This window comes from Cetobacterium sp. ZWU0022, assembly GCF_000800875.1.
Classification (GTDB): Bacteria; Fusobacteriota; Fusobacteriia; order Fusobacteriales; family Fusobacteriaceae; genus Cetobacterium_A.
Genome location: NZ_JRJZ01000143.1, coordinates 22,898 through 36,676, shown reverse-complemented (window position 1 = coordinate 36,676; position 13,779 = coordinate 22,898). Strand labels below are relative to the sequence as shown.

Sequence of the window (13,779 nt, the reverse complement as noted above, 5' to 3'; positions counted from 1 at the left end):
AACTATTATACCTCAAAGGATTGGAGTAGTTTCAATAAATTTTAAGTTAACAGAAACAAAATTATTTCTGGGGTGGTTTATGAAACAAAAATTAATAGCTTTATTTTTCATATTTTACATCACGTCTTTTGCTTCAACGTCTTCACTTTATAGATCGTTAGAATTAAAAGATAAAATGACATATGATGTTTTTAAAAATGCTGTAAAAGGCGCTTCTAAAATTAAAGGAAACAAATCCCAATACTTAACAGTTATCGATTTTACTAAACCATCTACTGAACCAAGATTCTTTGTTATGGATTTAAAAAAGAAAAAACTTCTTTACTACACTTATGTTTCACATGGAAAAAATAGTGGAAAAGTTTTAGCTACTAAATTTTCTAATGCACCAAACTCTTTCCAAAGTTCTTTAGGTTTCTTTGTTACTGACAGCAAACCATACTTTGGAAACTTTGGCTATTCATTAAGACTAAAAGGATTAGAAAATAGATTTAATTCAAATGCATACGATAGAGCAATCGTTATCCACGGAGCTGACTATGCTTCTAAAACATATATTGATCAAATGGGATTTTTAGGTCGAACTTTGGGTTGTCCTGCTATTCCTACAGAACTTTCTAAGGAAGTTATTGATCTTTTATCAGATAACTCTATTGTATTCATTGCTGGAAACGATACTAAATATCAAAAAGAAAGTCGTTTTATAAATTAATAAAAAACAACAAAAGGAGGCTATTTTGCCTCCTTTTAAATTAGTACTGCTCAATCTCTTTTATCCACGAATTTTCCGATTTCATAAAATTTTCTATCTCTACTTCTGCACCTTTATTTAAACTAAATTTAACAATCCCCTCTTTTATTTGTCCATCACTTTCAATTATAAATTTATGTTGCTTTCCTTTAAGTTCTATCACAGTTTTCCGATTTTTACTTATTTTCTTATCCTTTTCTCCTGCTATTTTTAAAACTATATTTTTACTTTCAGCTTTATCTTCATAAATATTATTAAAAATCAAAGTATGTTCTTGTCCGCTAACGTATAAAAAATAACTTATTAAAACTAAAGAAAAGAAAAAAGATATCAATACAACTATTCTTCTCATACCTCTCCTCCTTTTCTTTCCTTCTCTCTTCTCCACTCATGCATAACTAAAACCAAAGCGATTATTCCGTAAGATATAAACACTCTAAAGTATTCTCCTATCTGGGCTGATCCCATAAGTTCCTTTCCTGCTACCGGAGATATTATAAAGAGTAAATGAAATAAAATTATTCCCGTTATTGCATTTGGAATACTTGCTTTTACTGCAGATGCTCCACCTATTAAAAGAGCTGCTATTGAAAACATCCCTATCTGTTCATGGCTATTATAAGTATTCATCGTACCTATATTTTGTAAGTAAATTATCTGTCCAAAACCAGCTAAAACTGTAGATATAACAATGGCTAAAACTCTTGTTCTTTCAACATTTATTCCAGCAGCTCTAGCTATATCCATATTTTGTCCAACTGCTCTCATATCTTGCCCTAACTTCGTTTTTCTAAACCAAACTATGAACAAACATAATAAAATAACAATTAGAAATGTTGCAACAGGGATTTTTTGTCCGAATATATTTACTTCTAAAAGTGCATCTAAACCTCTTCTAACACCTTGTAAATCAATTGCATTTCTTATTCCACTTCCTCTTGATAATATCAACTTTGGATTTGAAATCTTTATGACACTTCCCATGCCATATAAAACTAATAATTGATATACTCCATTCATAAATAAACCTAATATCATTGAAGTTATCATCTCTTTTCCTTTAGCTTTATTCAAAATATTTCCACTAAAATATCCTAATAATACCGCTATTGGAGTTGATAAAATCATAGCTAAAAATACTCCTTGATAACCCACAACTCTCCATTCTGTTATGAAAATTAAAGCTATCTGTCCTGCCATTGCACCAAGTACAATTCCAAAATTTAATCCCATTCCTGCTATTATTGGAATTAACAGCGATAAAACTAAAAATAGATTTCTATCTAATCTCAATATCATCTCTTGAACAAGATAGTGAGGAGTTAGCTTTGATACTGGAACTATTAAAATTAAAAAAATTAAAATAAATAGTGGTACTATATTTTTTTGTATAAACTTTTGTACTTTATCCATTAATTACTCCCCCCTTTTCTTGTCAATGCATATATGATCATTCCATTTGAGATTATAACTCTAATTGTTTCAGACATATCTGTTTTTATAACTCCACTTATCACTACAGGAGTCATTGTTATTACACCTTGGAATAAAATCGTTCCAATCATTACATTAAAAATTGTAGCTTTTTTTATTGATGCTCCTCCTATCAAAATAGCTGCAATAGCTGGAAAGGCCATATAAAATGGTGCTAAATAAAGCTGGATAAATCCAAAACTTTGTTGATAAACTATTATTCCTATTGCTGCTATAACTGTTGACATAATTACTGAGTTTATTCTTGTTTTGTCAATATCAACTCCTATAGATTTTGCGAATCTCTCATTTGAACCCACAGCTTTCATTGCTAATCCTTTTTTAGTTTTAAAAAACTCTTTAACTAATAATGCTAAGAGTAAAAAAAATAAAATCTCACCTATATAGCTAGAATTAGGAAAATATGGCAATATCTTTCCCAAAATTTTGCTCCAATATCCCTCTACACTTATAGTTGTTCTTAGTCCCTCTCCACCATAAGCCCATATCATATCGGGTTTTTTAAATGGAAGTATCAACCACATAATACACATAAATGCAACTGATGAAAATCCGACATAAGTCGCTATCATCATCTCTCCGCCTTTTACCCTATTTAATATTTTCCCATAACCATATCCAAAGATAACTGATATTGGAACTGATATCAATATAGCTCCTAAGAATCCAAAAATTCCAGTTAAACCTAACTCAATACTTATAACTGCTCCTAGTAATCCAGCCTCTATTCCTAATGGCATTCCAAAATTCAATCCTGTTCCACCTTGAATCATCGGAATCAACGACAAAACTAAAATTATATTCATACCAACTCTTATCAATGTATCTTGAAATGCAGATTTTAAATTTACACCTACGAATGGAGCTAAAATATATAATGATAATAAAAATAACGCTATAATTATCCTTGGTAGTCCTATACTACTAATTTTTTTTATCATTTTTCCCTCCTTTCACTCCTGTCATAAGTTTTCCAAATTGTAATATATCCTCATCTGAAGATAATATCCCCGCAATCTCACCCTCTGTCACAATAGCCACTCTATCGCAAACACTTCTTAGTTCCTCCAACTCTGATGATGTTAAAATTATGGTCATCCCACTCGCTCTGTTATACTCTTTAAGCGTTTCTAAAACTATTTTTTTAGCACCTATATCTATTCCTCGTGTCGGTTCTGAAATAAACAAAAGTTCTGGATTTATTGTAAACGCTTTGGCTAAACAAACTTTTTGTTGATTACCACCACTTAATTCTCCAACTTTTTGATGGCTACCTACACATTTAATTTCTAATTTATCTATATATTTTTTTGCATTCTCCTCTATCTTTTCACTATCGATACTTTTGAACAAACCAAAATATCTTCTTTTTAGAAACTCCTCTTTTATATAAATTGATGGATAAGCTATATTCAAATCTATCTCTTCATCTAATATCAAACCAACCTCTTTCCTATCTTCTGAAACAAAATATAATCCCTTCTCTAAAATCGATTTTGGATTTTTTAAATTCAATACCTCTCCTTTATATCTAACCTCACCTCGAGCCTCATACAGTCCCATTACACCATTCGCAACTCCGACTTTCCCTTGCCCTGCCATACCACCGAGACCTAATATCTCTCCTTTTTTTACTTTTAAATTTAAATTTTTAACTTTTTCTCCAGGCATATTAACCCACAAATTTTTTATATCTAAAACTATCTCCGATTCCATATCAACTTTTACTTCTTTTTTCTCTTTTTTTCCAATATCTCTTCCAATCATAAGTTTAGTAATTTCATCTACGTCCGTTTTTGATGTTTCTAGTTCACTCATCATTATTCCATCTCTTAATACTATTACTCTATCTGAAACCTCCATTATCTCATCCAATCTATGAGTTATAAATATTATTGCAATTCCTTCACTTGCAAGCCTCTTCATAGTTTTTAACAAAATCTCCGCTTCTTTTTCTGTTAGAACTGCTGTTGGTTCATCTAAAACCAATAATTTCGTATTCTCTCTTTCTATCTCCCTTGCTATCTCAGTAAACTGCATGTGTGCCACTGGCATATCTTCAATTTTAGTTTCAACATCCAAATCTATTCCTAAATGTGAAATTGCTACTTTAGCTCGCGCTTTATCCTTTTCAATATTTATTTTGCTTATTCTATCTCCAAAAACTTCTTTTAAATATGATTTTTCTAAACTTTCTCTATTTAAAACAATATTTTCTGAAGCCTTAAATCCTGGAATTAAAGAGAATTCTTGATGAACCATTCCTATTCCCGCATTTAAAGCATCAAAAGAACTTTTGAACTGAACTTTCTTACCTTGGAAAAACATATCTCCATTGTATCCACCAGTTTCTGTAATAACGGACATTCCAAAAATTATCTTCATCAATGTCGATTTACCCGCCCCATTTTCACCTACTAATCCTACAATTTCACCCTCTTTTATTGTAAAATTTATATGCTTTAAAACGGCATTTTCTCCAAAACTTTTAGAAACATTTGTGACTCTTAGTAACTCGTTTTCCACAATATCACACTCCCTTATACTCCTTTAGCAAAAATTTGACCACTAGATTTCCTTAGATACTAGTGGTCAATAGATTCCATTATTTTATTGAAAAATATTTCTCCGGAACTTCTAGTTCTGTCATCTTTAAATAACCTTTTCCTAATACATATGTATCTTGATATAATAAATAGAAGTTATCTTTCTCTACTCCTCTAACATCAACGTAGTTACTTCCATTCCACTCTGCTCCAGGAGTATTTTTAGCCAAAACACTTTTTAATGCATCAAAATCATCAATCTGTGCTTTTCCTTCAATAACCTCCTTTGCTAAATCAACTAAAGACAGTGTTACTGAGAAGTTATATGAATATGCCCATGTACCCATTCTTCCACTTGCACCTTTATCAACAACTGTTTTCTCAACTTTTTCTAATATTTTTGGCCAGTTCCCTTTCTCATCTTCAGCGAATTGAATTCCTAAAGCTCCAGGATACCCCATTGTAGGCGAAGGTAAATCAGCTTCAACAAAATATCCACCTAACTCTGCAACTCTTTTTAATAGTGGTTCTGTATGTGCATCATTAGTAGCAAAAAATGCTGTTTTATCGCCATATCTTTGAATCCAGTTTGGTACTTGTTCTAAAATATATTGTTGTGCTCCAGCTACCCCAACATCACTAACTGGATCTGGAGCTGTCATCTCTATAAACTCCATTCCTAAATCTTCAGCTGCAACTTTCATGATATTTCTTCTTTTTGATAGAAGTTCATAACTCATATGTCTTGGGAAAGATATATGCATAAACTTCTCTGCTCCCATCTCTTTAGCTGCTTTTACTATCAAATATCCTCTAGCTATACTATCAGGGTTTACAACTAGATCAGAGACCTCTCCTATCATCTCTGGATCCTCGTGTGGAGAATTTGCTAATAATAATATATCTGGTCTCTTCTCTCTGATTCTTCTAAATGCCTCTACTGTTCCAGGAATCGCTTCACCTACAACTATTGCTTTCATTTTGGAATCATCCGCTAAACTTACCATCTGAGAAATTGTTGTCTCCATTTCTTGCATAAAGTTATCTGGATATGTTACATGAACAATCTCTCCACCCTTATCCGCAGCTCCATACAACTTTATTGCTTCCTCCGCTCCTCTCAATCCATCTTCAGATTGTGATACTGTTCCAGTTATAACTCCTATGTGATAAGCCCCCTGTGCTGATGCAACTAAAGAAAATAAGAAACTCATCAAAACTACAAATATTTTTTTCATTTACCTCTCCCTCCCTATATTTATTTTTTTCTTTCCGATAAATATATTTCAATTGAACAGTTTTTAAAAATATATTTTTATTATCCATGTATTAACTAAATATATAATTAGTACTTATGTAGAAATCACTTTCCTCAAGATACTATTTTTTTAGCATTTTTGTTCTTTTTTTATTTTCAAAAAATAAAAAAAACTGCATCACTGCAGTTTTTTAATACACTTTATTTTGCTAAATCGTATATTGCTTGAACATATATTTTTAACCAAGTATCTAACTTATCTAGCTCTAAATATTCATTTTTTTGATGCATATTATCCTCTTGATCTTTTAGTAGTGCTCCAAAAGCAACTCCATTTGTTACTGCTCTTGCATATGTTCCTCCACCTATAGAAACAGGTTCAGCATCAACATCTCCAGTTATATCCTTATAGATATCCATCAATGTTGTAACTAAGAAACTATCTTTTGGTACATATAATGGATTTTTTTGTGATCTTACAGTTACATTTAAATCCATATTTTTAGCTCTTTTTTCAACCTCTTCTATAACTTGTTCCTTCGTGAATGTAACCGGGTATCTAATATCAAACCCAAACATCACTTTTTTATCTTCACACTCTATTTTTCCAATTGTTAATGTCAATACTCCAGATGGCTCATCTTTAAAGTTAATTCCTAATCCCTCTCCTGAATAATCCATTTTTATGTATTCATTGAAGAAATTAACTAAATTCTTTAATTTAGAATCCTCTATTTGAAGCATTGTTAAAAACGAAAATAGTGCTGATATTGCGTTATAACCATTCGATGGTCTAGCTCCATGTGATGCTTTTCCTAAAGAAACTACCTCTATCTTTCCATCTTTTTCTGTTGCCGATATTTTAAAATCTTTTCCTTCATTATATATATTCAGATTTGTAAAAATATCATCTCTCATTGATATTGGAAACTCTGCTACAGCTGAATCTGGAACCGAATTAAACGCAACTCCACCTTTTATAGAGAAATCTAACTCTTCATTATATTCTTGACTCAACATTAAATGTAGTATTCCTTTTTCAGCATATGTAACTGGGAAAGATGAGTCTGGAGTAAATGCCATTGCTGGTTGTGGCATATTTAACTTACCGAAGTAATGATTCATACATCCCCAACCTGTTTCTTCGTTTGCTCCTACTATAACCCTAACTTTTCTATTTAATTTTAATCCTGAATCTTTTATTGCCTTTAAAGCATATAAAGCTGCTATTGTAGGACCTTTGTCATCTAAAACTCCTCTTCCATACATTTTCCCATCAACTATTTTAGCCTCGTATGGAGGATGATCCCAACCCTTTCCTTCAGGTACTACATCTACATGTCCTAAAACTCCTATCATATCTTCATCTGATCCAGTTCCAAAGTCAATGTGACCTGCATAGTTATCAAAGTTTTCAACTTCAAACCCTAACTCTTTTCCTAAATTAAGCATATGCTGTAACGCCTTCGCTGGCCCCTCACCAAAAGGCATTCCTTCTAATGGTTCTTCCTGAACACTTTTAATTCTAACTGACTCTTGAATCGATTTTACAACCTCTTCCTTGTAATTCAATACTAACTCTTGTAAATTCAATTTTTCCACCTCTCCCATTGATTCTTTACTTTATATCTACTAATGTATCCCTATATTTTGTATAGAAATATCTTACATACTCATACTCAAATGGACTTCCAGTTCCATAGTATCTAAAATTCTTATTCTCTTGTCTTGCATTTATTGCGCTCATTCCACTTACAGCTGGATGTGTTATATCTACTCCTACTGGATTATCATATGGATTTATTTCTGAAATAGTTAATATTCCCGTAGCCTTACCTGTTGTATCTCTCAAATTAGATGGTCCAAATCCTGGTAAAACTAAATACGGACCATTTCCTACTCCATATTTTGCTAATGTCAATCCAAAGTCTTCATAAGTTTTTGGTAACTCCAAAGCAGACGCTACATCAAACAATCCTAAAACTCCAAATGTAGAGTTTATTCCAAATCTAGCTAATGTTATTGTAGCCTTTTTTCCTTCAAATTGTAAGAGGGAATTTAAAAAAGTGTTTATTTCTTGCAGATTCGAAAAGAAGTTTGACACACCTTTTTGGACAAAATTTGGTGTTACGTACTCATACGTATTCACTGCTGGTATCAAAACATACTTATCTAGATAATAATTAAAATAGTAAATCCTTCTATTTAAAGGTTCTAACGGGTCATAAACCTCTATAAATTTAGTTCCATTTACCTCTTTATAATCAGCAATTTCTCTGTTTGACATTTCTGGAGATTGCATTATCTCTTTTCCAACAGATAATTTCAAATATTCCCTTTTATCGACATATACTTTTTCAGTGATGTTCCTTCTTTCGGAAACTTGAACAGAGCTTTCTGGGGTTTTCCTCATAGATGAACAACCAATAACAAATAAACAGTTTAGAATTACAAAAACTTTTTTAAAGTTCATTGTTAAACACCCCCGTTTTCAAGAATTCTAACATCTTCTCTACATTTGTTTGATAAAACATATTTCCACAATGTCCTCCAACTGGATATATTAACGCTCTATCTTTAAATACAGTTTCTATGAACTCTTTATCTCTCTCTGCTAATATAAAATCATCTTCATTCGTTACAGCTACTATTTTTTTCTCATTTTGCAAATAAGCTCGTATTATTCTTAGGTCACCATATTTTACAATATCATTAAATTTTAAATCTCCACCTAATATTTTCAAATAGTACGGATAAGCTAAATTATTTAAATAGTCACTAAAATTAGCAAAATTAATTGCTTCAAAATATTTAAACATATTCTCAAATTTTTTTGGTTTTGTTTTAGAATAAACGTGTGTTCCATTTATTTGATCCACTATATAGTTCAAATCTATTGATGTTAAATTAAAAGCTAATCCAATTAAACGTTCCATCTCCTTATCGGATAATTTTTGTTTTTCAAAAATTGAATATATACTTTCTTCAGTAATTTGTAAATCACTCGGCGATATATTTCTCTTTACAGCCTCCATTACTTCATCCACTATTTTTGAAATTTCACCCTTATCCTTTATATTTTTTATAAGCATATCATCTAATACAGTAGCTGAATGATATAAATTTATAGCTGGATTTACCATATATACCCTTTTAAAATTGAAATCTTTTCCAACTGAATCTAAATATGATAGTACTGCTGAATGAGTTGCTCCCATACTATATCCCATTAAATATATATCTGTTATCTCTAGTTTTTCTTCTAACTTTACTTTATCTAACATATCACCCATAATATTATATAAGTCTAATCCATCTTGAATCAGTACTCCAGGAACTCTACTGTTAGATACATTTAAAATAAAATTAGAGTTAAACGTAGATGTTACTGTTAACACATGATAACCAGCATTATAAAATATCTTTTGAAAATTCTTGGTTCTAATTGAATTGTAGGCCGATCCAGTTCCTGATAAAACGTATATCAATGGTGCCTTTCCTTTTTGTTTACTCAATGAAAATTTAAATCCTTGATCATACCATAAGTTAGCTGGTATATTTTTACTTCTTGGAGTCAATATATTAAACTCTTTAGTTGGTACTTCTTCTGGAATTCCATCTGTCATTATTTTCGAACTACCTACAATTGTAGCTATATAAGGATTTTTCATTGGAAACTTATACTCTGCAAAAATATTAACAGTTAAAATTAACATAAATATAATTTTTAAGTATCTTGTCATTTAAAAGCCTCCCTTATTAGTCATTTAAATAATTTTTTTTAATTCCTCTAACACACCGCTTTCATTATTACTTTTAGCCATGAAATTTGCTATTTTTTTTATTTCATCATGAGCATTCTCCATAGCAAAGCTGTATTTACCTTTTTTCATCATATCATAGTCATTTAAATAATCTCCAAATATCATTGTTTCATCATAAGAGATATCTAACTCTAATTGTAAGGCTTCTAATGCAATTCCTTTATTAGATTCTAAATGACTAACATCTAACCAAATCTCTCCCGAAACAACAACTTGACAATCAATTTCATTTTTTACGTGTGGAAATACATGTTCTTCTGTTCCTGTTAGATCACAAAATGCAATTTTTATTATCTCATCATGTTTTACATCTAAAAGATCTTCAACTATCTCTCTTTCTTCGTAATATTTTTCAACTTCTTTTAAAAATTTTGGATTTTTTGATTCTATGTATGCTGACTTCTTTCCACAAAGAACGATATCTGTCGTAGGTATTTTTCTTCCGATTCCTACATATTTTTCAATCATCTCTACTGTTAAAACTCTTGAATAAATCTCTTCTTCATTCTGTACAACATAACTTCCATTTTCAGCAATAAAAACAATTTTATCTTTAATTTTATCAAAATTTTTCTTTAAATTTTGATATTGTCTTCCACTTGCAACAACAAATTTTATATTCTTTTCTTCCATTTTTTGAAATATATTCCAAAATTCATCTGAAAAATTTTTTTCATCGTCTAAAAAAGTTCCATCCATATCTGTTACAACCAATTTTATCATTTTAAACTCTCCCCCAATTTTTTTATCTATTTTCTAATCTATTTCTAACATCATACAAAAGTATTCCTGTTGCCATAGCTACATTCAGCGATTCAGCAGTTCCATATATAGGAATTATAACTTTTTCATCACTAAGTTGTATTATACTCTGAGAAACTCCATCTCCTTCATTTCCAAATATAAAAGCATTTTTCTTTTCTAGCTTCATTTTTGTATACGGAATCGAATCCTCTTCTAAAGCTGTTACAACTATTTTGTATCCTTTATTTTTTAATAAATCTACAATTTTTTCCTCTTCAATATAATATATATTCATACTTAATATTGATCCCATACTACTTCTTACTGTTTTGTCATTATAACAATCAACACTTCCTTTAGTAAGTATAATATCTTTGAATCCTGCTGCATCAGCTACTCTTATTATTGTACCTAAGTTACCTGGGTCCGCTACTCTATTTAATACCACAACATTATCTGTCAAATCATCTAACTGATTTGCTTTTGAATTATAGCAAATTATTACTCCTTGAGAATTTTCTTGAGATGTTAACTCTTTAAATAGCTTTTCTCCCAACATTATTTTTTTACAATCGTGATCCTTAGCCATTTCTACAACTTCTTCTGCTATCCCCTCTTTGAAAATAATCATTTTTGGTGTTTCTTTAAACTCTAAAAATTTTCTTCCCTCTGCTAAGAATAATTGCTCTAAATCTCTATATTTTTTCGTTTTTAACTTCTTCAAGCCTTTATAAACTTCATTATCTTTACTTGTTATTATATCCACTTTTCTCTCTCCTAAAACTCTAATATCTTTTATTTAAGATTATACATGAATTCCGTATTATTTTCTAGTTAAATAATCCTTTACAATTCATTTCCTACTTGACTATACCTAAAAAATATAATACAATTTTCATTGATTATAAAATTTAAATTTTTAGGGAGGTTTAAGTGAAAAAAATAATAATTTTACTATCTTTGATTTTTTTACTTCTTTCTTGTGGTAAAGAAAAACAAAAAAATGAAAATGTTCTATATCTTTATGGATGGGCTGATTATATTCCTGCTAAGATTTACGACGATTTCCAAAAAGAAACGGGTATTAAAGTAGTTGAAGATATCTATTCATCAAACGAAGAGATGTTTGCAAAAATTAAAGCTGGAGGAACTGGTTACGATATCTTAACTCCATCAACTGATTACGCTGAAATTTTAATGAACGATGGAATGATTGATAAACTTGATAAAACAAAATTACCATCATTAAAAAATATAGATCCTATGGTATTTGAAAAATTACAATATTTCGATACTAATAACGATTATGCATTCCCATTTGCTATGGGTGCTACAACAATTGCTATTAACACAGAATATGTTAAAGATTTTCCAAGAGACTTTACTATCTATAATAAAACTGAGTACAAAGGAAAAATGACTCTACTTGATGATATGAGAGAAGTTATGACATCTGCTTTAGGAACTTTAGGATATCCTCAAACGACAGAAGACGAAGCTGCTATTGCTGCTGCTGCACAACTAGTTAAAGAATGGAAAAAGAATATCGCAAAATTTGATTCTGAATCATTCGGAAAAGGATTTGCTAACGGAGAATTCTGGGTTGTTCACTGTTATCCTGATAATGTATTGAACGAATTAACAGATGAACAGTTAGAAAAAACTGAGTTTATTATTCCTGAAAAAGGTGGAACAGCTTATATTGATTCATTTGTTATTCCTAAAACTGCTCCAAATAAAGAAGCAGCATATAAGTTCTTAGATTTCATTCACAGACCTGAGAACTATAAGCTCGTTGCAGAACACTTAAGAGTTCCATCTATAAATGTTCCAGCTAGAGAATTAATAACTGTAGAACCTATATACACTATTGAAGATCTATCTCATACAGATATCTTAAGAGATATCAAAAACACACTAGATATTCAAAGTAAATATTGGCAAGAAGTTTTAATAGATTAATTTTTAAGCCTAACTTATTTTTAAGTTAGGCTTTTTTATTTCTTGTAAGGCTCTTATTTATAGTGTATAATTTTAAAAAAGAATAGTTTTAGGAGGTACCCTATGAATTTTAATATTAGAAGAAATGACTTAATTGAAATTTTCTCTGAATTTATTAATATCTTAAAAGATAATCCAATCAAACCTATCATTTCAGGTTTAAAAATAGAATCTAATAATGGTAAAGTAACTTTCACTGGAACAAATTTAGATGTCAACTATATAAAGACTATCCACTGCGAGACAATTGAAGATGGTATTGTTATATTTAAGCCAAACTTAGCTTTAGAATATATCAAACTTTTAGACGATGAAGTAATTTCTCTTTCATCTAAAAATGATATTCTATCAATACATTTAGCTGAATTCACTTTACTTTATAACGATAACTTCCCTGAAAATTTAAAGTTACCTGTTATAGATGAAATTGCTAAAATCTCTCCTCAAGAACTTTACAAAAGTTTAGAAAAAACTAAGTTCTCAGTTGCACCATCTGCTGAAAATTTAGCTATCAACTGTATAAGAGTTCTTTTCAGACAAGATCGTATATCATTTGTTTCAACGGATTCATATAGATTAACATATCTAAAAACAGATAATACTGCTTTATTAGATAAAGATTTCTCTATTCCTCTTGAATCTGTTAATATTTTATGTAAACTTATAAAAGATTTGAACGAAGATATTCTTATTGGAGCTAGTGGAGATAATTTAATTTTCCTATGGGAAAATACATATTTCTTAACTAAAATTACAACACTTCCATTCCCTAACTTCGACGCTATACTTTGTGGAAATAGCTTCAGTAAAGAGATGGAGTTTAATTATAATGACTTTAAAAGTGCTCTAAAAAAGGTTTTAACTGTTGCTAGAACTAGTAACGAATCTAAAAATGGAGCTATTCTTGAATTCAAAGGTAAAAAATTATCTATTTCAGCTTCTTCTGGAAAAGCTAAAATAAACCAAAAAGTTGATATGATTAAACTTGGAGACGACTTCAAATGTTCTCTTAATGTTAAATTCCTATTCGAATTTGTTGAAAATTTAAATACAAATGTTTTCATAAAAGGAAATTCATCAGCAGCAATGTTTGAAATTACAGAAAGAGATAATAACTCTTATAAATATATTTTAATGCCTCTGGCTTTAAGAGACTAAAAA

The 13,779-nt window shown here is 30.2% G+C and carries 13 protein-coding genes; 3 read left to right on the top strand and 10 right to left on the bottom strand.

Going from position 1 to position 13,779, the window contains the following annotated elements; all coding sequences use genetic code 11:
• The coding region (locus L988_RS10890; protein ID WP_231549843.1) for a murein L,D-transpeptidase catalytic domain family protein at window positions 1-712 on the top strand (712 nt) is incomplete at its 5' end.
• Between the two features lie 40 nt (window positions 713-752).
• Here the strand turns inward: L988_RS10890 and L988_RS10885 are convergent.
• The 10 genes from L988_RS10885 to L988_RS10840 form a co-directional block, all read right to left on the bottom strand.
• Window positions 753-1,103, bottom strand: coding sequence for a DUF6672 family protein (locus L988_RS10885; protein ID WP_047384204.1), 351 nt, complete (start codon window positions 1,101-1,103; stop codon window positions 753-755).
• The gene (locus tag L988_RS10880; RefSeq protein WP_047384201.1) at window positions 1,100-2,164 is read right to left on the bottom strand and encodes an ABC transporter permease; all 1,065 of its coding nucleotides are present in this window, start codon (window positions 2,162-2,164) and stop codon (window positions 1,100-1,102) included. Before L988_RS10880 ends, L988_RS10885 begins: the two co-directional genes overlap by 4 nt.
• Window positions 2,164-3,186 carry an ABC transporter gene (locus tag L988_RS10875; RefSeq protein WP_047384200.1) on the bottom strand — a complete coding sequence of 341 codons (1,023 nt, stop codon included), beginning with the start codon at window positions 3,184-3,186 and terminating at the stop codon, window positions 2,164-2,166. The genes L988_RS10880 and L988_RS10875 overlap by 1 nt, the downstream gene beginning before the upstream one ends.
• Window positions 3,170-4,771, bottom strand: a complete 1,602-nt coding sequence (locus tag L988_RS10870; protein WP_047384198.1) for a sugar ABC transporter ATP-binding protein — start codon at window positions 4,769-4,771, stop codon at window positions 3,170-3,172. The genes L988_RS10875 and L988_RS10870 overlap by 17 nt, the downstream gene beginning before the upstream one ends.
• A 79-nt stretch (window positions 4,772-4,850) precedes the next feature.
• Entirely contained in the window at window positions 4,851-6,005 is a 1,155-nt protein-coding gene (locus L988_RS10865) for a DUF3798 domain-containing protein (protein ID WP_369797063.1), read from the bottom strand.
• 245 nt (window positions 6,006-6,250) lie between these two features.
• Window positions 6,251-7,642 carry a dipeptidase PepV gene (pepV, locus tag L988_RS10860; protein WP_047384194.1) on the bottom strand — a complete coding sequence of 464 codons (1,392 nt, stop codon included), beginning with the start codon at window positions 7,640-7,642 and terminating at the stop codon, window positions 6,251-6,253.
• Window positions 7,643-7,667: 25 nt separating this feature from the next.
• Complete coding sequence (locus L988_RS10855; RefSeq protein WP_047384192.1) at window positions 7,668-8,522, bottom strand: VacJ family lipoprotein; 855 nt, start codon at window positions 8,520-8,522, stop codon at window positions 7,668-7,670.
• On the bottom strand, window positions 8,512-9,792 hold the full coding sequence (locus L988_RS10850; RefSeq protein ID WP_047384190.1) for a hypothetical protein: 1,281 nt from the start codon (window positions 9,790-9,792) through the stop codon (window positions 8,512-8,514). Before L988_RS10850 ends, L988_RS10855 begins: the two co-directional genes overlap by 11 nt.
• Before the next feature lie 24 nt (window positions 9,793-9,816).
• The gene (locus L988_RS10845) at window positions 9,817-10,596 is read right to left on the bottom strand and encodes a Cof-type HAD-IIB family hydrolase (RefSeq protein ID WP_047384188.1); all 780 of its coding nucleotides are present in this window, start codon (window positions 10,594-10,596) and stop codon (window positions 9,817-9,819) included.
• Window positions 10,597-10,618: 22 nt separating this feature from the next.
• Window positions 10,619-11,383, bottom strand: coding sequence for an RNA methyltransferase (locus L988_RS10840; RefSeq protein WP_047384186.1), 765 nt, complete (start codon window positions 11,381-11,383; stop codon window positions 10,619-10,621).
• Window positions 11,384-11,550: 167 nt separating this feature from the next.
• Between L988_RS10840 and L988_RS10835 the strand changes: the two genes are divergently transcribed.
• Together L988_RS10835 and L988_RS10830 are read left to right on the top strand one after the other, a co-directional pair.
• Window positions 11,551-12,579 (top strand): extracellular solute-binding protein, encoded by a 1,029-nt coding sequence (locus L988_RS10835; RefSeq protein WP_047384184.1) that lies wholly within the window; start codon window positions 11,551-11,553, stop codon window positions 12,577-12,579.
• A 102-nt stretch (window positions 12,580-12,681) separates the two neighbouring features.
• Window positions 12,682-13,776: a DNA polymerase III subunit beta gene (locus L988_RS10830; RefSeq protein WP_047384182.1), complete on the top strand. Its 1,095-nt coding sequence runs from the start codon at window positions 12,682-12,684 to the stop codon at window positions 13,774-13,776.
• Window positions 13,777-13,779 lie beyond the last annotated feature (3 nt).